The organism is Kitasatospora cinereorecta, assembly GCF_024172095.1.
GTDB classification, from domain to species: Bacteria; Actinomycetota; Actinomycetes; order Streptomycetales; family Streptomycetaceae; genus Kitasatospora; species Kitasatospora cinereorecta.
The window spans coordinates 157,412-176,395 of record NZ_JAMZDX010000008.1 but is presented as its reverse complement, the minus strand read 5'-3'; the positions used below and the strand labels follow the sequence as shown (position 1 = coordinate 176,395).

23 protein-coding genes are annotated in these 18,984 nt (G+C 72.2%); 2 read left to right on the top strand and 21 right to left on the bottom strand.

All coding sequences use genetic code 11. The features are described from left to right. Nucleotides 1-62: 62 nt before the first annotated feature. The 21 genes from FHR36_RS36080 to FHR36_RS35980 form a co-directional block, all read right to left on the bottom strand. Entirely contained in the window at nucleotides 63-371 is a 309-nt protein-coding gene (locus FHR36_RS36080; RefSeq protein WP_253804407.1) for a DUF7739 domain-containing protein, read from the bottom strand. A gap of 356 nt (nucleotides 372-727) precedes the next feature. Beyond that, a complete protein-coding gene (locus FHR36_RS36075; protein WP_253804406.1) occupies nucleotides 728-1,246 on the bottom strand; it encodes a hypothetical protein in 519 nt (172 codons plus the stop codon). Nucleotides 1,247-1,445: 199 nt separating this feature from the next. Further along, complete coding sequence (locus FHR36_RS36070; protein WP_253804405.1) at nucleotides 1,446-2,228, bottom strand: hypothetical protein; 783 nt, start codon at nucleotides 2,226-2,228, stop codon at nucleotides 1,446-1,448. Nucleotides 2,229-2,346: 118 nt separating this feature from the next. Next, a complete protein-coding gene (locus FHR36_RS36065; protein WP_253804404.1) occupies nucleotides 2,347-2,865 on the bottom strand; it encodes a hypothetical protein in 519 nt (172 codons plus the stop codon). A gap of 41 nt (nucleotides 2,866-2,906) precedes the next feature. Next, nucleotides 2,907-3,413: a hypothetical protein gene (locus FHR36_RS36060; RefSeq protein ID WP_253804403.1), complete on the bottom strand. Its 507-nt coding sequence runs from the start codon at nucleotides 3,411-3,413 to the stop codon at nucleotides 2,907-2,909. A 107-nt stretch (nucleotides 3,414-3,520) separates the two neighbouring features. Beyond that, nucleotides 3,521-5,611, bottom strand: coding sequence for a chromosome segregation protein ParM (locus FHR36_RS36055; protein WP_253804402.1), 2,091 nt, complete (start codon nucleotides 5,609-5,611; stop codon nucleotides 3,521-3,523). Between the two features lie 79 nt (nucleotides 5,612-5,690). Beyond that, nucleotides 5,691-6,236 (bottom strand): conjugal transfer protein TraB, encoded by a 546-nt coding sequence (locus FHR36_RS36050; protein WP_253804401.1) that lies wholly within the window; start codon nucleotides 6,234-6,236, stop codon nucleotides 5,691-5,693. A gap of 22 nt (nucleotides 6,237-6,258) precedes the next feature. Beyond that, complete coding sequence (locus tag FHR36_RS36045) at nucleotides 6,259-8,691, bottom strand: prolipoprotein diacylglyceryl transferase (protein WP_253804400.1); 2,433 nt, start codon at nucleotides 8,689-8,691, stop codon at nucleotides 6,259-6,261. A 130-nt stretch (nucleotides 8,692-8,821) separates the two neighbouring features. Next, entirely contained in the window at nucleotides 8,822-9,130 is a 309-nt protein-coding gene (locus FHR36_RS36040; RefSeq protein ID WP_253804399.1) for a hypothetical protein, read from the bottom strand. After that, nucleotides 9,127-9,597, bottom strand: a complete 471-nt coding sequence (locus FHR36_RS36035; protein ID WP_253804398.1) for a hypothetical protein — start codon at nucleotides 9,595-9,597, stop codon at nucleotides 9,127-9,129. Before FHR36_RS36035 ends, FHR36_RS36040 begins: the two co-directional genes overlap by 4 nt. A gap of 206 nt (nucleotides 9,598-9,803) precedes the next feature. Next, nucleotides 9,804-9,953, bottom strand: coding sequence for a hypothetical protein (locus FHR36_RS36030; RefSeq protein ID WP_253804397.1), 150 nt, complete (start codon nucleotides 9,951-9,953; stop codon nucleotides 9,804-9,806). A gap of 139 nt (nucleotides 9,954-10,092) precedes the next feature. Next, nucleotides 10,093-11,634 (bottom strand): DUF2637 domain-containing protein, encoded by a 1,542-nt coding sequence (locus tag FHR36_RS36025; protein WP_253804396.1) that lies wholly within the window; start codon nucleotides 11,632-11,634, stop codon nucleotides 10,093-10,095. Nucleotides 11,635-11,940: 306 nt separating this feature from the next. Next, entirely contained in the window at nucleotides 11,941-12,534 is a 594-nt protein-coding gene (locus FHR36_RS36020; RefSeq protein WP_253804395.1) for a hypothetical protein, read from the bottom strand. 21 nt (nucleotides 12,535-12,555) lie between these two features. Next, nucleotides 12,556-13,146 carry a hypothetical protein gene (locus FHR36_RS36015; protein ID WP_253804394.1) on the bottom strand — a complete coding sequence of 197 codons (591 nt, stop codon included), beginning with the start codon at nucleotides 13,144-13,146 and terminating at the stop codon, nucleotides 12,556-12,558. A 115-nt stretch (nucleotides 13,147-13,261) separates the two neighbouring features. Further along, on the bottom strand, nucleotides 13,262-13,513 hold the full coding sequence (locus FHR36_RS36010; RefSeq protein ID WP_253804393.1) for a hypothetical protein: 252 nt from the start codon (nucleotides 13,511-13,513) through the stop codon (nucleotides 13,262-13,264). 61 nt (nucleotides 13,514-13,574) lie between these two features. After that, the gene (locus tag FHR36_RS36005; protein WP_253804392.1) at nucleotides 13,575-13,832 is read right to left on the bottom strand and encodes a hypothetical protein; all 258 of its coding nucleotides are present in this window, start codon (nucleotides 13,830-13,832) and stop codon (nucleotides 13,575-13,577) included. A gap of 120 nt (nucleotides 13,833-13,952) precedes the next feature. Further along, on the bottom strand, nucleotides 13,953-14,204 hold the full coding sequence (locus FHR36_RS36000) for a WhiB family transcriptional regulator (protein WP_253804390.1): 252 nt from the start codon (nucleotides 14,202-14,204) through the stop codon (nucleotides 13,953-13,955). Nucleotides 14,205-14,240: 36 nt separating this feature from the next. Next, on the bottom strand, nucleotides 14,241-14,690 hold the full coding sequence (locus FHR36_RS35995; protein WP_253804388.1) for a hypothetical protein: 450 nt from the start codon (nucleotides 14,688-14,690) through the stop codon (nucleotides 14,241-14,243). 91 nt (nucleotides 14,691-14,781) lie between these two features. After that, complete coding sequence (locus tag FHR36_RS35990) at nucleotides 14,782-15,276, bottom strand: ATP-binding protein (protein WP_253804386.1); 495 nt, start codon at nucleotides 15,274-15,276, stop codon at nucleotides 14,782-14,784. A 261-nt stretch (nucleotides 15,277-15,537) separates the two neighbouring features. Further along, on the bottom strand, nucleotides 15,538-15,759 hold the full coding sequence (locus tag FHR36_RS35985; protein ID WP_253804383.1) for a hypothetical protein: 222 nt from the start codon (nucleotides 15,757-15,759) through the stop codon (nucleotides 15,538-15,540). Nucleotides 15,760-15,860: 101 nt separating this feature from the next. After that, nucleotides 15,861-16,700: a hypothetical protein gene (locus FHR36_RS35980; RefSeq protein WP_253804381.1), complete on the bottom strand. Its 840-nt coding sequence runs from the start codon at nucleotides 16,698-16,700 to the stop codon at nucleotides 15,861-15,863. Between the two features lie 412 nt (nucleotides 16,701-17,112). Here FHR36_RS35980 and FHR36_RS35975 point away from each other — a divergent pair, with 412 nt between their 5' ends. After that, nucleotides 17,113-17,871 carry a GntR family transcriptional regulator gene (locus tag FHR36_RS35975; RefSeq protein WP_253804378.1) on the top strand — a complete coding sequence of 253 codons (759 nt, stop codon included), beginning with the start codon at nucleotides 17,113-17,115 and terminating at the stop codon, nucleotides 17,869-17,871. A gap of 275 nt (nucleotides 17,872-18,146) precedes the next feature. After that, nucleotides 18,147-18,683 (top strand): histone deacetylase, encoded by a 537-nt coding sequence (locus FHR36_RS35970; protein ID WP_308199727.1) that lies wholly within the window; start codon nucleotides 18,147-18,149, stop codon nucleotides 18,681-18,683. The last annotated feature ends 301 nt before the right edge of the window (nucleotides 18,684-18,984 follow it).

Sequence of the window (18,984 nt, the reverse complement as noted above, 5' to 3'; positions counted from 1 at the left end):
CTGCACGAAGAATGCAGACTCGCAGTCTGCCCTGTGTGCGGCCGGAGCGGGCCTCGCGGAGGTCACTCGATGGTCCAGCCGCCGCTGTGCCAGGCGCGCTCGGCGTCGTTGGCCAGGATCCGGGCCAGGCGGGTCCAGCCGGGGAGGGCGAACCAGCGCATCCGGGCCGCGGCCCAGCGCAGCGCGAACGTGATCTGCTGGGCCTGGTCCGCGGTGAAGACGAGTTCACCGCGGTGGTCGCCGTCCAGGGCGGTGAGGAACGTACGGATGGTGGCGCTGTCGCCGATGCGGGCCCACCGCAGCCTACGGGCGAGGCGCTGGGTGATGACGCAGCTGCGGTGTCCGGTGTTCTCGCCCCAGTAGATGCCCATGGTCGTCCTTCCCGGTTGGGCGGGATGGGTTCCCGCCCAACCAATTATGCAGACTCAGACTATGCATTTCCAGAGTATGCATTTGTCTGTGGTGGTGCCGAGCACCAGAGCAGCGACGGCCAGGGCAGCGCCCCGCCCGCCTGGCCTGGACGGCACCGGGGACGGGGCGTGGTGGTGGGCAGGGTCAGTGCCCGGACTCGTGGCATCCGCACTTCGGGGTGGAGTGCCAACCGTCGGGGGTGCGCTGGCGAGCGGGGCCGGCGTTGGGGATGCCGCGCCCACGCCCCCCGCGCCCGGCAGTACACGATCACCTGCCCGCGCTGCCAGACCCGGGACGCCGAAGGGTCGTGGTCCGGTCAGCCGCCGGTGGTCGGGCGGCCGAGCCGCGCGCCGTTCAGGGGCGAGAGCGCCTGCGGCTTCCGGGACCAGCGGACGTAGTCGACGGCGCGCGCGGGGTGCCTGGCGTTCATGACGGCGCCGGAGCTGTCGATGACGTCCCGGAGGCGGTCCAGGCGCTGCCAGGCGAGCCGCAGCTGGTCGAGCAGCCAGGTACGGTCGTCGCCGGTGAGGTCCGTGGCGGCCGCGATGGCGTCCAGGCGGTGGACGTCCTGCACGCCCGCCGCAAGGAAGGCGTCGACCCGCCGGGCCTCCTCGGCGGTGAACTCAGCGCCGATCCGCCGGGCCTCCTCGGCGTGCGGGTCGTCGTGGTAGACGGCGAAGCTGCGCCGGTCGAGCGCGACGCAGGCCAGGTCCCAGTCGGCAGCGCTGTCCAGGACGTCCTCCAGGACGCTGTCCTGGAGGAAGGTGCGCCCGGGTCGGGCGAACGGCTCGTGGACGGGGGCGGCCGGGGTGGTCGGGGTGGTGTCGGTGGTCACGGAGTCCTCCTGTCGGGGTGTCCGGCCGGGTGGCCGCGCTGCGCACCGGAGCGCCCCGCAGCCCGGCCTGGCGGCGGGGGACGGCGGGGCGGCCGGTGCGCAGCGTCAGCGCCCGGAGGGGTCGGTGCGCTACGGCGAGCGGGACGGGTACGGGGCCGGGGTGAGGCCGCCTGCCGTGTGCGGGCGGCCCTGTGGTGGGTCAGAGCGGGTTGTTGCCGTTGCCGGTGAGGCGGCGGCCGTTGATGTCGACCCGGAGCTGCTGGACGTCGACGATGACGGCCTCGATCCGGGGCTCGGGTACATCGACGGTGACCGGCACCGTCACCGGCGGCGCCACCGGTGCGGCCGGGGTGGCGGTGATCTCGTTGATGACGGTGGTGTGGGTGGTGATCCAGGAGCCGGTCAGGGCGAGAGCCACCAGTGCCCCCCAGAGCAGGAGGGCGGCACCCGCGGCGACCGGCTTCCCGGGGGTCGGGGTGCCGTCCCAGACTGCGGCCGCGGTCAGCGCGCCGAACACGATCGCGCCGAGCTGGGCTCCAACGGACCCGGCGGTGCGCAGGGACCGCCAAAGGATCAGCAGCCCGGTGGCGGCCCAGAGGCGGTGGAGGGTGGCGGGCCGGGCGGGCAGGTCCCGGGCGCGGTTGTCCAGGCTGTGCCGGAGCGGGTCGTTGACGGTGTGCCAGAGCTGGGCGGCCGGGTCGGCGAGGTGGGCGGGGTCGGTGGCCCAGTGCAGCGCGGCGGCGACGGCGGAGCCAACGGCCGTGGCCAGGGCCGTTGCGGTGACGAGCGCAGCGATACCGACGAGTGTGAGCGCGAGGTTGCTGAGCCGACTGGCCCACTCGGGCAGTGCCCGGCGCAGCCGGCCGGGCCGCTCGCGGGCGTGCTCGATCAGGTCCGGCCACTCCCTCGGGTCCTCGCCGGACCGGGGGTTGCCGCCCGGCAGGGCGAACAGGGGGGCGGGCTGGTCGGGGGACTCGTTCATAGTGCGGTGCTCCTCTGCGGTCGGTACGGCGGCGGAAGGGGTGCGGCCGGTCCGCCCGGGCAGCGGGCGGACCGGCCGGATGGTCGGATCGGTTGGAACGGCGGCGGACCGGACGGGGTCAGTCGTGGTCGGCGTAGGGGTCGCAGGCGGGGTAGTCGGTGTCCAGGACCAGGCAGGTGCTGTGCTCCGCGACGTAGTCCAGGACCAGCTCGGTGTCCCCGTTCCAGCCGGGCACGAGGACCATCACGGGGGCGTGGTCGGGCAGGGCGGCCAGGATCGCGGCGAGGTCGCCGACGGTCAGTGCGCCGCGCTCCTCGCTCCCGTCGGCCGGCGCCTTTCCGCCGTCGGTGGGGACGGGGGCGGGCAGATCGAGATCGAGGGTGTTCGGATCGGTCTCGGCCGGGCTGGTTTTCAGGACGAGCGCGCCGTCCCAGACGGTGGAGCGCAGCGGGGCGAAGTCGCGGCAGTCCCAGTCCGGGACGCCGAGGCTGACCGGGAGGTGGTCGGGGGTGTCGGTGAGCTTGTCGGCGAGGTCGGCGACGGTGATGCGGGCGGCGCTGTAGGCGGTGCCGGTGATCTGCCAGGGCCTGTGGCGGTCGACCGGGCGGTGCTCGACGGTGTTCGTGGAGATGGTCACGGTGTCCTCCGGGCGGTTCGCGGTGGCGGCCGGTCGGCCGGTCAGTCAGTGATCTCGGTGCGGTTGCGGGAGAACATGCCGCGCACGGTGGTGGGCGCGGTGATCTCGGTGTGCCGGTTCACGGTGCCCTCGTAGATGTGCGTGGTCGGCGTGCCGCCGGCGGAACGGGCCTTGGCCCAGGCGGCACCGGCGGCGAGGACGACGACGGCCAGGCCGGCGAACGGGGCGGCGATGGCCAGGACGCCGAGGAGGGTCACCGAGGACAGGCCGTCGAGGACGAGCCAGGCGGCGGCTCCGAGGCCGGTCGAGCCGAGGCCGACGCCGAGGGCGGCGACGGCGATGCCGGTCGCCCACTGCGGGACGGCCCGGGTGTCGGGCAGGACGGCGGGCGCGGCATCGCCGACGGCCGGGACCGGGGAGTGATCACGGTAGGAGGTGACGGCCGGGAGGGCCGCAGGCTCCTGGCGGTAGGCCGCGGCGATGATCCGCGCCGCCTCGACGGCGGCCTCGGATTCGGTGAGCGTGCGGCGTGGGGTGTGGTCGGTCACTGGGTGCCTCCAGGGCGGCATGGGGAGGGCCCGGAGCAGGTGCTCCGGGCCCGGGTGATCTGGGCGGTCGCGCGATGTTGGCGCCGGGCGCCGTCTGGGGCCGCAGGTCAGCCCCGGAGCCTCTTGATGGCGGCCAGGGCGTCTTCGGGGGAGGCGATGCTGCTGCGACCGGCCGGCCCGCGGCCCTTGCCTTTGCTCGTGCGGGAGGGCTTCGGCTCGTCGTCCCAGTCGTCCTCGTCGGGGTCGTCGCCGAACTCGCCGGGCCTGGGCGGTTCGTTCCAGTCGAACCACAGGCCGCGCTCTTCGAGTGCGGCGATCTCGTACGCGGTGAGGCCGTGGACCTCCGCCGGGAACAGCGGCGCGATGGGCTTCTTGAAGTCGACGAAGAGGGTGCGCATGACCTCGGGCTTGCGGCCGGGGACGATCCAGCCGACGCCGCCGGTGTTGGACTCGACGGGAGGCTCCGCCTGGCCCTGCATGATGCGCTCGATGCGGCCCTCGTTCTCCTTCGAGAACGACCGCGGAAGCGGTTCGGGGATGTCGTCGGCCGCGACCCCGAGGGTCTTGAACATGTCCAAGATCTTCTTCGGGGCGACCTTCAGCACGATCGGGGTCCCGTTGTCGCGGATGTTCTCCAGCAGCAGCGTGGTGAAGCCGTCCTGGACGTAGATGCTCTGGCTGGCCACGTGCTCGCCGACTGCGTACTTGCGGCCCTTCACCGACAGGAACTGGGCGAGGTCCACGATCTCCGTGCCGTAGTCTCCGTTGGCGGCCGCGGAGAGGTATTCGTCCCAGAACGCGGCGATCGGCCTGTACGGGCAGCCGGGGGTCTTCGCGTCCCAGTCGTGGAGCTTGCCGTCGGCCCACAGCATCTCGCCGCGGATCTCCATCAGCGCCACGAGGGCCCGCATCGCGCGGACCATGTAGAGGGCGCCGACGCCGTACCGGTTGCAGTGAACGCCGAGCTTGGCGGTCTTCTCGTCCGGCGCCTCGGTGACCAGCCAGACGACCGCACCCCAGTTGGCGTTCGCCGCCACAGCCAGCGCCATCAGCTGGGTCTTGCCGCCACCCGACGGGGCAGCGAACAGCCCGTGCGCGGCGCCGCGGTCGGTGTACACCCGGCCGCGGGCCGGCTGACCGTTCGCCAGGAACGCAGTCGTGTACCAGCCGTCCTTGTCCGGGGTCAGCAGCTCGCGGGTGGCCGGGTACACCTTGGCGAGCGGGGAGACGTCCCACACCGACACCAACACCTGGCGGCCGTCGATGTCGACGAAGACACGGCCCTCGTCGAAGGTGGTGCCCATCGCCCGGGCCAGCGCCGCGCGGTCGATGCGGGGCTCACCGATGGAGTCCGCCAGCTGCGCCGTCCAGTAGGTGACGCCCCGCTCGTCGGTGCGGCTCTTGCCGACGAACCGGGAGCCGGGGATGGCGGTCTCGCCGATCCCGTCCGCCCACCACTCGGCGACGGTGGGGCTGGTGCGGCGCCGGCGCCGCTCGTCGGGGATCACCTGGACCTCCTGCCAGCCGGGCCCGGCCTGGCGGCCGGCCATCTGGGTGGTCTCGATGAACACGATGTCGTCCTTGTGGACACCGAGCGCGGCGGCGACGTCGGCCTCGCGCAGGCCGTTGATCGGGCGGCCGGGGTCGTTGGCCCGCAGCAGCAGGGTGAGGTCGTGGGGCTGGTGAGGGTGCGGCTTGGCGACCACGACGTGGGTGCGGGCCGGAGAGCCCGCCCGCTCCCAGAGCTGACGCACACCGCGGGTGTAGGCGTCCGCGCCGTCGTCGGTGACGGGCTGCGGGGCCGGCTCGGGAGCGGCAGCGAGCGCCTTCGCCGCCGGTGCGGCGGCCAGGGCCCGGCGGCGGCGCCGGTAGCGGCCGGTGCTCCGCGAGATCGGCACCACGGCGCAGCACAGCATCGCCCACCCGCCGGCCATCACCCAGTCCCACTGCGCGCCGGCGGTGTGGCGGGCGGCGTACTCGACGGCGGCGGCCAGGGTCAGGGGCGACCACTGGACCAGTCGGCGGCCCGCGTTGTCCTTTTCCTTGCACACGACGGCGACGGTGGCGACGACGCCGATGCCGCCGGCGAGGTTGACGGTGTCGGTGACGGGGTGGTGGGCGGGGAGGTTCGCGGCGGCGCCGAGGAAGGGGGCGGCGGCCACGTAGAGGATTCGTTCCAGTTTGACGGCGAGAGCCACCGGGGGTTCCTTTCGGCGCGACGGAGGGTGGGCACGCCGCGTTCGGCGTGCCCACCCTCGGGGTGACGTGTTCGGGCTGCTACCGCTGGAAAAAGCCCGGCTTGGGGGTGCGGAATCTGCGGCCCTTGCGGACGCGCTGGAGCGCGCTGTAGTGCCTGGCGTGAGCCCGTTGGACCGCGATGGCGGCCTTCTCGGCCTGCTGGGCGGCGCGCAGCATCTTGCGGACGGCCCGGGCGGCCTCGGTCTGGGCCGTGGCGACGTCCTCGGTCATCGCCACGAACACGGCGTCGAGCTCGGCGTCCGCGATGCCCGACGCCAGGTTGGATGCCTCGGTGGCGGTGGCGCGTGCTCGCCGGTCGAGGCCCTCCAGGTGCTTGTTGGCGGCGGCCATCGCCTCGGTGACCGCCTTCAGCTTCGCCTGGACGGCCTCGAACCTGTGGTCGCTGTCGCCGAGGACCGGGACCCGGCGCCGGACGCGGCGGCGGAGCCCGGAGCTCTGCCGGGGCACGACCGCCGTCGCGGGTCCCGCCACCGGTGCCGCCACAGCCGTCCCGCCGCTGCCGGCGGGGCTGGTTGCGCTGCCGGGTTCGGGGGCGGTGGGCTGACTGCTTGCCTGTTCGCTCATCGGGGTGCCTCCTTTCTGTGTCCTAGTCGTGGTGGATGGCCGCGGACGCCTGGTCGAGGCCTCCCTCGTCCATGGCGGCCAGGTCCTCGCCGTAGACCTGCGCGACCGACTGGGCGGCGACCGCGGCCACCGTCGCGGCCTTCTCGGAGTACTGCGCCAGGCGGTCCGCCTCGCGCGCCGTGGTGGCGGAGAGGTCGGCCAGGTCCGCCAGCAGGTGGGTCACCCGCCGGTCGATGTTGTGGTTGCCGCCGAGGTCGGCGCTCATTTCCCGCAGGGCCACGGCCAGGACGCTCAGGTTCTCCACGGCCTCCTTGACCATCTGGTAGTCGGCCTGGGAGTTGGTTGCGATGTTGGCGATCGCGACCAGGTACTGGTCGAAGGTGATGTCGGTGCGGTGCTGACGCGCCATCCGCTGGCGTCCCACCGTCCGGGCCCTCGCGCGGGCCGCAGGACGGCCCAGGTCCGACGGCTCGGGGTCCGGCTCGGAGACCGCCATGGCAACAGCTGACGACATGGCCGGCTCCCCACCTTCGACGATCTGCGCCTCCGGGATGTGCGCCTCGGGACCGTCCGGGACGGACGGCCCGGGGGCCGGCGCGGGCACGGATCCGACTGCTGCCGAGGACACGGCCGGTTCGTCGTCCTCGACGATCTCCGCGTCCCGGATGTCGGCCTCGGGACCGTCCGGGACGGACGGCTCGGCCACGGACCCGACTGCTGCCGAGGACACGGCCGGCTCCTCGTCCTCGACGATCTCCGCGTCCCGGGTGTGGGCCTCGGGACCGTCCGATCCGGACGGCTCGGGGGCCGGCGCGGGCGTGGGGCCGACGACTGTCGGTGTCACGGCCGGTTCGTCGTCCTCGACGATCTCCGCGTCCGGGATGTCGTTGTCCTCGTCCGCGGCCGTGCCACCGGGAGCCTGGTTCGGGTCTCCGGCGAAGACCGTCTCGGGCTCGGGGTCCGGGCCCGGGTCTCCCCCGCCGGCCTGGGCCTGGTTGGCCTTGTCGAACACGTCCTTGAGGTAGCTGATCCAGTCGTTGCCCGTGGCGTTCCCGGGTGCGGTGTCATCGTCGGTTCCGGCCGCACCCTCCGCTTTCGGGTCGGGTTCGTCCTGGGGCTCGGGCTCGGGGCCGGTGGCCGTGGCGCCTTCAGGAGCGTCCTCGTCCTTCGGCGCCTTGGTCAGGTCGACCTTCGACTCCGGGTCGTCCGGTTTCGGGGCCGGGTCGTCCGGTTTCGGGGCCGAGCCGTCCTGTTTCGGGGCCGAGCCGTCGACCTTCGCCGCCGGGTCGTCCGGCTTCGACGCCGCGTCATCGACCTTCGCCGCCGGGTCGTCCGGCTTCGACGCCGGGTCGTCCGGCTTCGCCGTCGGCTTGTCGTCGCCGTCGGCGCCTTCGGGCTGTCCGCGGTTCTGCCGCTGCTCCCGCCGGGCCCTGCGCTCGGCCGCCTTCTCCTCCCGCCGGGCCCTGCGCTGCTCGTTCTTGTCGTCCCAGACCGTCTGCCGGTTCTGGCGGGCTTGTGCCCGGTCGGCGGTCCGGTCGGCCAGGTCGGCGTCCTGGCGTGTGGAGCGCCGCTGCTCGCGGGCGCGGGAGCGCTCGGCGGCGCTGGTGGACGGCGAGCCGGAGCCCCGGTCCCCTGACGCTCCGCCACTTCCGCCCCGACCCCCGCCTGCCCCGCTCTGGCGGCCGTTCGCGCCGCCGGAGGAACTGGGAGACCTGCCGGGGCTGTTGGGCCCGCCAGAGGGGCCTCCAGGACCCTTCCTGGTGCCGTCGGAGTTCCGGTCGCGGTCCCCGGTGCGCTGTTGCCCGCCGGGCTGCCGGCCGGGGTCACGGCCACCGGGACCGCGGTTGGTCGCCCCGCCACCGGGACCGTCGGGGCTGCGGTTGATCGGCGCGCCTCCCGGACCGCGCTGGGCGCCCTTGTTGAGCCCCTTGCCCCCGTCCGGGCCACCGCCGATCGCCGCGCCCTTTCCCTGCGCCGCCACCTTGGCGGTGCGGGCATCGACGTGCGCCTTCTGCAATTCGTTCTGCTGCGCCATCAACGCCGTGTCGCGTTCGGTCTTCGCGCTGAGGCGCGCGACCTCGTCGGCGACCTGGGCCTGCCGGAGAGGCGCGTTCGCATCGCTTTCGGCACGCGCCTGGTCGACCCGGAATTGCAGCCAGTCCGCGAGGACTTCCGCAATGGAACGGCGCTCGTAATATCCGCCGAAACCCTCGTATTCGCCTTCCTCTTCGGATTCGGCGTGCTCGGATTCGGCTGCGGGCGCCTGGGCGTGAATTCCCTCGGACCGCAGGAATGAATTTGCCTGCGGGGGCCGGGGAACTGCCGGGATTTCCGATTCGGTCTCGGAGGCTTCGGACTGGCGGGCGGTTTCCGCGTAGCGCGGAATCGGCGGTGCGACGTACGGCTGGTCGCCGCCCGGGAAGGTGATCACCCGCCCGTTGGGGTCGTCGGACACAGGTCGCTCCCTTCGAGGGGTTGACAGAGAGTGGGGTCTTCGTGCACGCGTGCACGCGGGCACGGGTGCACGCGATTACGCGCGCGAGAGCCCCGCCGACTGTCGGCGGGGCTCTCGCGGTGACGCATGGTCACTTCGGGGGGAACTGGGCGGTGACGGAGTGCGCGTAGGTCTGCAGGTCGTCCCAGACGCGGGGATCGCCGGCCGCCCGCCGCTGCATCGCGGTCAGGAACAGCCGGCAGACCATCGCCCAGCCGCTCCAGACGTCCGCACGCCCGGCCCTGGATTCCTGGACCAGCCATTTGCGGGTGATGCGGAGCCAGTTCTCTGCGGCGCCTTTGTCGTCGCCGCGCTTCGCAATCGCCTGGGCTTCACCATCGACGTAGAAATTCCGCCGGTTCGCCTCGCGCCGTTCGATACTGGTCTGCGGCCGCGTCATGCCGACCGCCTGTCGCCCAGATCGTAAAGCGTCCCGGGCTCAGCGTAGCGGGTTTTCGTGGGCGGCGGAACCTCCGCCGTGGAATTGTTGACCGGCAATGTCTTCGGGGCCCGCTTGTTCGCCTTTTCCAGCGCCTTTGCGGACCGCAGTGCCGGAAGCTCGGCCACCTTCTTGTCGTGGTTCCGGCGCTGGAATCCAGCCTTTTCGGTGGCTGCGGCAGCGTTCCCCAGCGCCCTGATGAGCGCATTCAGCTGACGTTCCACCGGCCAGGACCGCATTTGGGCGTGGTACTTCCGGTCGCCCTCGACGTAGGTCGAGCGCAGCTTGACCTGGGTCTCCTGGGCCAGTATCGCGAGGGTGGTCTGGAGCCCCAGCAGGTGGCTCTGCATGTCGGCGAGGTAGCCGGCGAAGGCCTCCGGGTTGGCTGCCACGGCCCGCATGGACTCGCGGCTCTCGGGTGTGGTCATGGGTTCCTCCAAGGGATTCCGCGGATCGGTCTCGGCACGGCCGTGACCTGGTTGTTTCTTCGTCGACCCGGGCTCCGGCCGGTCGGCCGGGTCGCTGCGGTAGTGCTCGGCGCCGGGCCGGGCGCCTTCGCCGGCCTCCGGAAGCCCTGGTCGAGGGCCCCGGCGACCAGCCGAGATGCCCGGATCTCGGTGGGTGGGAGGGTCGTTCAGCGGCGGCGCAGCCGCGGGTGGCACCACCAGCAGTCGGGGCCGTGGTCACGCCCGCGGGCGTGGACCAGGAACAGCGGGGTGATCACGGCCAAGATGACGACCAGGACGATCAGCACGAGACCGACCACGTACTCCGGGGTGTTCATCAGGGGCTCCTTCGCTGGGGCTGTGCTCGATACGGTGGTGCTCGGTGCCGTCGGCACCTTCGGCGGTCACCAGGACGTTGTGAGCGTCCTGGTGGCCACCGGAGAGGCCGGCAATCTCGCGCTGCCGCCCCGGCACCGGTCAGGGCCGGTAGCCGGAGGCGAGCAGCTCGATGGCCTCCTGGCGGTACTCGGAGGCGGTGGCGGAGGAGGAGACGTCCAGCGCGGCCTGGATCTCGGCGAGGGACACCAGCTGCTCGGCCGAGGCCGAGTCGGGGTTGGTGGCATGGGCGGTGAGGATCATCCGGGCGACCCGGCGCACCGCCCGCTCGCGCGGCCGGAGCTTGGCGGTGTCCTCCGCTTCGACCGCGGCCAGCTCGATTTCGGCAGCGGCCCGCCGCGTTTCGGCAGCGACCCGGAGCGCTTCGGCAGCGTCCTTCTTGGACTGCTCGGCAGCCGCGATCGCTGCCTCCTGACGGGCCCGCTCCTCGTCCGCGATCCGGTTCTCCTCGGCAGTGACGCGGCGCGCTTCGGCGACGGCCTTCTTCGTTTCGGCAGTGGCCTCTTCCGCTTCGAGGGTGGCGCGGCGCGCTTCGGCGATGGCCTGCGTCTCGACCGCCGCCGCCTCGGCGGCGGCGATCCGGTCGGCCTCCGCCGCCTGCCGGCGCTCCTCGGCGGCGAGACACTCCAGCTCGGCCGCCTCGAGGTCGATCTCGGCCTTCGCCTTGCGCTCCTCGGCCTCCTGGCGCTGGGCGGCGACAGTGCGGGCCTTGGCCTCGGCCATCACCGCCGTCTCCAGCGCCTCCTCCTCAGCCTGGGCGACCCGCTCGGCGGCGGTGACCTGGGCCTTGGCGTGGGCACGGGCCTGGCCGGTCTCGCCTTCCACCTGCGCGCGGACCGCCTCGACCCGGCCGTCGGCCCGTAGCTGCTCGGCCACGGCGTCGGACTGCGCGATCCGGGCGCGGGTCTCGGCAGCCAGGCGCCGGCGCTCGGCCACCTCGGCGCGGGCCTCGGCGGCCTGGTCCTGCTCGTCCGGCATGGCCAGGGCCTGGGCGACGGTGTAGCCGTAGCGGGCCATCGTCATCGGCAGCAGCTCGTCCTCGCTGGCCAGGGACAGGTCGCCGCCGTACTTGCGCTTGAGCCACAGCTCGTAGGCGATGAGCTCCTGCTCCCGGCGGATCATCTCCATGTAGGAGGTGACGCCGGTCAGCCGCATCGTCCGGTAGAACCGCGGGGTCTTCACCGGGGCCAGCAGCCAGCGGTGCAGCGGCACCCTGTCGCTGGTGGTGCCAGCCTCCAACCTGGCCTTGTGGATGATCAGGCGGCGGGCGGCCTCGACCCCGATGACGAACAGGAACGGCATCGCGCCGTGCGCCCCCGCCCGCACCGGATCGGCTCGGATAGAGCCCTGTGAGCTGGCGTTGAACCAGATCGTCGCGCCGGTCATGGCGTGCGCGGCCATGCGCAGCACCGGCCACGGGGTGCCCTTGCGGACCAGGTACAGGTCCAGGGCCAGGAACGCCACGATGCTCGCGTCCACGCCGACGGGGAACCACGGAGCGAGGCGCTCGCCGAACCCCCAGGAATTGAGGGCGACGTGGGAGAGCGTGTCGTAGGACATGGCGAAGCCGATGACGCCGACGAGGATGCCGCCGACGGCCGCCGCCAGGGACAGGAGGATCATGAGCGGATTGCGGCTGGCCGCCTCCTCGGCGGGCGCCTGCGAAACGGACCACGGCGCGGGCGAAACGCTCTCGGTTGCTTCCGAAACGGGCGCGGTCGGCGCCGAAACGGGGCCTGGCGCGGGGCGCTGCGGGCCGGGCAGGGCCGCCCTCGGCGGCATGTCGGTGATCGTCACAGGGGCCTCCGAAAGGGCTCGAATCGGTGATACCGAAACGGCGGCCGCTGCTCCCGAAACGAGATCGGGTGCTTCCGAAACGGCCGCCGTTGTCGGCGAAGTGAGGGCGACCGGTCCCGAAACCGGGCTCGGTCAGGTGCGAACGCCGACCTTCTCGGCGGCGACGGCGGGCGGGATCGCCCGGCAGACGGCGGCATGCTCGTTGGCCCACCGGCGGCCGTCTTCCACCCGGAAGGCGCCACTGACTTCGCCGCCGCACGTCAGGCACTGGTACCCGTAGACGGGATCGCGGTCGTAGCGGTCCTCGTCCGGCGCGGCGATCAGCGCGACCAGGCCGCCGCCGATGGTGCGGAACTGCAGCACCGTGTGCTCCGGCAGTTCCGGCTCGGCCGGCTGGCCGAGGGCCCGATCCAGCTCGGCGCGCAGCTCGGCGATGGTGCGGTCGCGGGCGGCGAGCCCCGCGCTCGCGTCCCTCATCATGAAGTCGCACACGCTCCGGGTCCGGGTCTCGCTGGCCATCACCTCGCGGGCGAGCTGCTTCGCGGCCTCCAGCTCGTCCCGCACGGCGGCCGCTTCGTTGCGCGTGTCCAGCCGTTCCTGGCCGGTCACGTGCCGCTGCTCCAGGAGTTCCTCCAGTCGGCGGTTGGTGTCGGCGCGAGCGGTCTCGGCCTGGTCCGCGCGCTGGCGCAGCGCGTCGAGGCGGGCGGTGGTGGTGATGGTCAGCACGGCGGGGCTCCTTTGATCGGGTCAGGCGCGGGTGGAGGCCGTCTGGACGACGGTCAGTGCGAACTCGATCTGGTCGGCCCAGCGGCTCAGGCTGGCGGGGGCGCCGGTGGTCTCCACGGCCTGCTGGGGGCTAAGCAGTTCGCCGAGGGCGGCCTCGGCGCTGCGGTGCGCCTCGTCGGGGTAGATGAAGTCGGCCGCGAGGGCGGCAAGCAGCTCGCGGGTGCTGGCGTCGATGCGCGCGGCCAGCAATTCCAGGTGCTGAGGGTCGTTCTGGACCGGGTCGGGGCGGTGCACGGTTGCCGTGATCCGCAGCCGCATCTGCTCGGCGAACTCCTCGACCAGGAGGAGCAGGCAGGCGCGGCCCTGGGCCAGCTCCAGCTGCTCGTGCAGGTCGGCGATCCGGGCGGCCTTGGTCCGCAGGCTGGGGCGCCGGCCATCGTGGTAGGCGCGGTCGGCGTCGGTGACGGCCGCCGACCGCTCCTTGCGGGCGGCGCGCCAGGCATAGCGGCGGGACGGGTCGTCCAGCCAGCGGCCCAGCTCCAGCAGCTGCGCCAGCGGCTCGGGGGTGCGCTTCACGCCGAGGCGCGCGGCCATCCAGTTCGGCTTGCTCACGGGGTCCTCCTATGTAGGGGAGAGGGGGCGGGTGCGTCGGGCACCGTCGAACACCGCCGCCCCGCGCCCGGTGGTCCGGGGCGGAGCGGCGGCGAACGACAACCAACCGACGCGGTCAGACTGCGGCAACGAAGCGCCGGAACGCCTCGACCAGGTCCGGGCGGGCGGCCTCGTCCAGGACGTGCCGCTGCTCCAGCTCCGCACCGCCGACCGCCGTGCGGCCCAGGACGGTGTCCGCCCAGGCGCGCAGGTCGCGGGCGTCGAGCTCGTCCATGAAGGCCTCGTACTCGGCCTGGTCGGCCTCCTCGTACGCGGCGTTCATCTCCGCCAGCTCGGCCTGCCAGGCGTCGTACTCCTCGCGCGTCATCACGTGCGTGCTCCTTCTGTCTGGTCGTGACTGGTGCTGTTCGATCCCTGCTGATCGCAGGTCACAGCTGGTTGGGGCGCACGTCGAAGTGGACGACGACGCCGCCGCGCAGCTCGGGCTGGCTGTGCTCCAGGTCGGCGCGGGCAGCGGCGAGGAAGTCCTGGACGGTCCAGTGGGCGGGCGGGGTGTGGGTGCCGGAGGTGGTGCCGGTGGCCATGCCGTTCTGCGTGGGCTTCTGCAGGGTCAGGACGTAGAAGTGCGTGCCCTGCTCGGCGGCGCGGCGGCTGGACTGAGTGGCGGCGGTGTTGGTCTGGGACACCGGGGGCTCCTTGCTGAGCTGGACGGAATGGACGGCGCGTCGGGCACCGTCGAACACCGCCGCCCCGCGCCCGGTGCTGACCGAGGGAGGGGCGGCGGCGAACGACAGCAACCGAGGCGGTCAGGCGGTGCGGGCTCGGTTGCGGGCGGCACGGCGCTTCATCGCCCGCCGCTCCTCCTCGCTCAAACCGCCCCACACGCCGGCGTTCTCGCCGGTTTCCAGGGCCCAGGTCAGGCACTGCTCCATGACCGGGCAGCGGCGGCACACGGCCTTGGCCTCCTCGATCTGCAGCAGGGCCGGGCCGGTGTTGCCGATCGGGAAGAACAGCTCGGGGTCCTCGTCGCGGCACACCGCGCGGTGGCGCCAGTCCATGACGGCCTCTCCTCGTCTTCTTGGGTGGTGGTGCGCTCAGGCCTTCGAGGGGATCCGGGCGGCGCGCGCGAGTTCGTAGAGCGCACCGACGGTGCCGGGGTGAGCGGCCTCGTCCAGGACGTGGCGCTGCTCCAGGAGCGCGCCGCTGCTGGCCGGCCGGGTGAGCGTGTGCTCGACCCAGACCCGCAGGGCCTGCACGCCGGGCTCGGCGACAACCTGGTCGTGGTCGTGGTCGGCGTCCCAGGCGGTGCAGTGCCAGCGCGTCATGTCCTCGCCGAGCGTGCGGACGGTGATCCGCCAGGTCGGCCAGCCCTCACGCGGGCCCGGGTCGATCGCCAAGACCTCGTAGACCGAGTCGGAGTAGCCGCTGCGGTAGATGCCGCCGACGCAGCGCGGGCCGATCTGGCGGGCGACCCACCGCCGGTAGCTGGCGGCGTCGTAGTACGCGCGGCGGGCGGGGGAGGAAGTGCGGGCGCGGTGCTTCATGGTTGGCCTCCGGGCCGGGGAAGTTCGCGAGCCTCGCTGCGCCCCGGGCCGAGGTCCGGGGCGCAGCGGGCGCAGGGGGAGGGGCGGTCGGTCAGCTGGCCGCAGGAATGCGGCAGCGGATGCGCTTGCCGATCGGGGACGGCTGGACGGTCCAGCCGGGGGCGAGGACGTCGACGATGAGCAGGCCGCGGCCGGACTCCGCGTCGTCGTTGTCCGGGGCGGTGTCGGCGCGGCGCGGGCCGGCGCTGGCGAGCGGGTCGTGGACGGTGACGACCGCGTCGTGCTCGGCGCGGAAGACCTCCACGACCAGCGGGCCGTGCTCCCCGCAGGCCCGCACGGCGTTGCCGATCAGCTCGGACAGGACCAACTGCGCGGACTCGGCGGTCTCCAGGTCAACGCCGTGGGCGACCAGGACGGTCAGGGCCAGGGCCCGCACGGTCTGCACGGTGCCCTGGTCGGCCGTCAGGTGGGCAGTGATCCCACCCAGGCGGGGCACGAGGTAAAGACCGGGGCGGGGTGCGGGCAGCACCGGGCCGCTGATGGTGAGGTCGGGCGCGGTGCCGGTGCCGAAGACGGTGGTGGTCATCACCGGCCTCCGCCCTGGCGGACCCGGCGCAGCGCCTCGTCCATGTCCGGGTCGCTGTCCCCCGCGACGGCGGTGAGCGTCTGGCGTGCCATCATGGTGTTCAGCAAGGTCGTTGCCTCCTATTAGGCGACGGACTCGAAGGCCCCGGGATCGCACTCCCGGGGCCTTCGGCATTTCAGGGCGGCTCCTGCCGTCCCCCCTCCGTCTCCGCACCGGTCCGGGGCGGAGGCGACGGGCAGCGTCGCAGGAGAGACACGCGGGTCAGGCGGCGGCGAGCACGGGGGCCGGGAGGCCGGTGGCGTAGCGCATCGGCCGGCGGAACCGGTGGCGCGGGCCGCCCCGCAGCGGGCTGGCCGCGGCGATCAGCCGTTTCTCCGTCGGCGTCTGCCGCAGGTCGGTATTGCTGGCCGGGACGGGGTCGGCCGGAGCGGTGGGCTGGGTGAGCAGGTGGAGCAGCACGCGGGGGACGATGGCGTAGCGCACGATGGCCTCCTGGGATGCGAAGCGGCGACCCGGAGATTCCGGGCCGCCGCGGCTGGTGGTGATTCAGTTCTGGGGCCGGGCCGGGCCCGGGGTGGTGCTGGTCAGGCCGCGTTGCGCTTGATCGGGCTCGCCTCGCGGATCGCCTTCTCGGTGCGGGCCTGGGCGAGCGCACGGGCCTGCTCCTTGGTGTCCTCGTGGTCGGTCGGGACGTCGGCACCGAGGATCGGGGACCGCGCGCCGATCAGCTCCTTCTTGCGGGCGGCGTCGGCGTTGGCGACGGCCTTCTCAACGTTCGCCCACTCCTTGGCCCGGCGGGTCGGGAGCTGGCGAGCCCGGGCGCGCTCGCCAGCGGCCTGGACCTCCTCGTACAGTGCGCGGATGCGGCGGCGCTCGGGCTCGCGGCGCAGCAGACGCAGGTAGTCGGCGGCCAGATGCTCGCCGTCCTGGCAGTGCTTCCTGCCGGTGCAGGCCGCGCAGCGGGCGCGGTGCGTCTCGTAGGTCTTGCGGGCGGAGTCGGCGGTGGCCGGGGCCGGGTCGAGCTGGGTGATCGCCGGGGCGGCCGGTGCCTTCACCTTCTTCAGCACGGTGGTCGGCCTACGGGAGGCGGCTTCCTTGTTGGCGTCGGCCCGCTTCTGCTGCCATGCGTCGACCGACAGGTCGATGTTGACCAGGCGGTTTGAGCTGCGGCAGCGGTGAGCGCCGGGGGTGCCAGCAGGGCGGGTGTGGTGCGGGACCAACTTCCTCTGCTTGCTGCCCTTGTCGGTGGTGATGGGGCACCACGTGTTGCAGTCCGGGCAGGCCAGGTGCTCCAGGCCGGGGGTGAGCTCGATCAGGTTGGACGGCAGGGCCGAGGCGATGATGGCCGGCCAGCAGGAGACATTCTTCGTACGGGTCCGGGGCTTGCGGGGCTGGGCTGTGGGGATCGCGGGCGAGGTGGTCATCAAGGGCTCCTCGGGGAGGCGGAGGGGTGAGGGTCGCTTCGCGGTGCTCTCTCCGCCCTCCAGGCCAACCGGGAGACCCGGCGCCCTGGCGATCGGACAACGCATCAGCGCTGCGCATGGGCAGGCACTCCGGGGCGGTTTGGTGGAGCTACCACCCCGGGCACGTGCACACCACCAAAGACCCAGAGTTAGGTACCTAAGTCTGTGGCGACATCCATGACCGTACGCATCAAGTGACGGACCGTCAAGCACTTCGGTACATAACTTCTCTGACTGCGTACCAAAGGCGAGCCGAGAGGGCGTGAAGGAGGGGCCGGTCGAGGCTCCCCCTGGCCGCCCGACCGGCACTGCCGGTACGACAGTTCGGCAAGTTAGGTACTAAAGCTGCGTAGCATCGGGTACCTTGTCGCCTATGACTCCGACAGATCAGGTGAGACGGGGCAGCGCACGGTCCGTCGCCGATGCTCTCCGCGAGCAGATCAGGTCCGGCGAACTGGGCCCCGGCGCAGCGCTACCTACTGGCCGCGAGCTTGCCGAGAGGTTTCAGGTCACCGCCAAGACCGCGGCGGCTGGAGTGGACATCCTCAAGGCAGAGGGCCTGGTAATCGGCGAACAGGGTGGCCGTCGGAGAGTTCGGGCTGTCCGCCGCATCACCTGGAACCTGTCAGAGTTCGAGCGCGGCAGCCGCCGGGATTCACATGCTCTCGATGACTGGGCCACTGCGATCAAGGAAGCCGGCCGCGAGCCAGGTGAGTCGATCGTTGCGACGCTTGAATCGGCAGACGCGCAGGTAGCGGCATGTCTGCGACTCGCAGAAGGCGACGAGGTCGTCAAGCGCGCCCGCGTCCGCTGGGTCGATGACGAGCCCTTTCAGCTCTCCACCAGCTGCTTTCCCGGCACCATCGCAAAGGGGACCGTGCTCGAGGAGAGCCGCGAACTGTCGTTCCCCGGTGGCGTGCTGCGCTACATCGGCTACCCGCAGACCCGAATCCGGGACGAGATCAGCACCCGGATGCCCACTCCTGAAGAGACTGAGCTCCTCCAGCTTCCCTTGGGAACCCCGGTGATCCAGCATGTCCGCGTCGGTCATGGAACCGACTTTCCCGTGCGGGTGATGATTACCATTGCGCCGGGCGACCGCAACCTACTCGTGTATGAGCAGGAGGTGTGATGGCCGGTCACGGAGAGTTCTGCCGGCGGCTACCGTCGTCTCCCATGAACGACACCTCTCAACAGGATCTCGGCGGTGATGCCGCCCAGGTCGCCGCGAACCCGTTTCCCCGTGCCCGTAGAGCGGAAGCCCTGAGCGGGAACTTGGGCCCAGGAGGGCTCGTCTGGTATGCGGCATATGGGTCGAACATGCACGCCGACCGACTGGCGCACTACATCGCAGGTGGAAGGCCTCCGGGCGGGGCCCGAACCTACCCAGGCTGTCGCGACCGCCGCTTGCCCGAGAAGACCATTCCGGTGCTTCTGCCTGGGCAGCTGTACTTCGCCTTGGAGTCGCTCGTCTGGACGGGCGGAATGGGATTCTATGACCCGTCTCATGCCGGTGAGATGCCCGCCCGTGCCTACCTCATCACCGCTGGGCAGTTCTCCGACATCGCTGCTCAAGAGATGCATCAAGTCCCGGGCACCAACCTGGACCTCACCCGGGCCCTCACGTCTGGTCGCGACCAGCTCGGCCCTGGGCGCTACGAGACGCTGATCTGTCCTGGCGCGATCGACGGCATCCCCGTGTACACGTTCACGGCACCCTGGGCCCTGGACGACGCGGAGCTGAATCCGCCGTCGGCCGCCTACCTGCGGAACTTCGCTAGCGGCCTCGCCGAGGCTCATGGCTGGTCCCTGGAACAATCCGCCGAATACCTATCCTCTCGCCCCGGCGCCACGAGCCGTTGGACCGCATCAGCTGTCCTGACTGCTCTTCGCGGGGCAGAAGAAGGCGGCGGTTCCTCTGCGATTGCCACACTTCCGATGTGACGCGAGAGCCAGCCATTTGCGCTCGAAGAGTCCTTGGAGAAGCAGGATTGTTTGCCTATCAGCCGATCGACGCGTCAGATCGACACGGTGATCTCGCGGCTACTCCCAGCGTTATCCACAGGGGTAGTCTGGCGTCGTCAGTGATCCAGAATGGATTTCGCCGCCCGGACCTTCAGGTCCGGACGGCGATGAGGTGGATCGGCGCCCCCTGCCAGGGGCCCGTCCCGGTCAACCACGCGAGGGGTGGTGACGTGATGCAGGGTACCCGTAACCGGGCCCTCCTGAACGCACGGCACCCCGC

Coding starts and splice junctions, on each gene's coding strand:
- FHR36_RS36080 (WP_253804407.1), bottom strand. CDS start 371: ATGGGCATCTACTGGGGCGAGAACACCGGACACCGCAGCTGCGTCATC.
- FHR36_RS36070 (WP_253804405.1), bottom strand. CDS start 2,228: ATGAACGAGTCCCCCGACCAGCCCGCCCCCCTGTTCGCCCTGCCGGGC.
- FHR36_RS36050 (WP_253804401.1), bottom strand. CDS start 6,236: ATGAGCGAACAGGCAAGCAGTCAGCCCACCGCCCCCGAACCCGGCAGC.
- FHR36_RS36040 (WP_253804399.1), bottom strand. CDS start 9,130: ATGACGCGGCCGCAGACCAGTATCGAACGGCGCGAGGCGAACCGGCGG.
- FHR36_RS36035 (WP_253804398.1), bottom strand. CDS start 9,597: ATGACCACACCCGAGAGCCGCGAGTCCATGCGGGCCGTGGCAGCCAAC.
- FHR36_RS36030 (WP_253804397.1), bottom strand. CDS start 9,953: ATGAACACCCCGGAGTACGTGGTCGGTCTCGTGCTGATCGTCCTGGTC.
- FHR36_RS36025 (WP_253804396.1), bottom strand. CDS start 11,634: ATGATCCTCCTGTCCCTGGCGGCGGCCGTCGGCGGCATCCTCGTCGGC.
- FHR36_RS36010 (WP_253804393.1), bottom strand. CDS start 13,513: ATGACGCGCGAGGAGTACGACGCCTGGCAGGCCGAGCTGGCGGAGATG.
- FHR36_RS36000 (WP_253804390.1), bottom strand. CDS start 14,204: ATGGACTGGCGCCACCGCGCGGTGTGCCGCGACGAGGACCCCGAGCTG.
- FHR36_RS35995 (WP_253804388.1), bottom strand. CDS start 14,690: ATGAAGCACCGCGCCCGCACTTCCTCCCCCGCCCGCCGCGCGTACTAC.
- FHR36_RS35990 (WP_253804386.1), bottom strand. CDS start 15,276: ATGACCACCACCGTCTTCGGCACCGGCACCGCGCCCGACCTCACCATC.
- FHR36_RS35980 (WP_253804381.1), bottom strand. CDS start 16,700: ATGACCACCTCGCCCGCGATCCCCACAGCCCAGCCCCGCAAGCCCCGG.
- FHR36_RS35975 (WP_253804378.1), top strand. CDS start 17,113: ATGACTCCGACAGATCAGGTGAGACGGGGCAGCGCACGGTCCGTCGCC.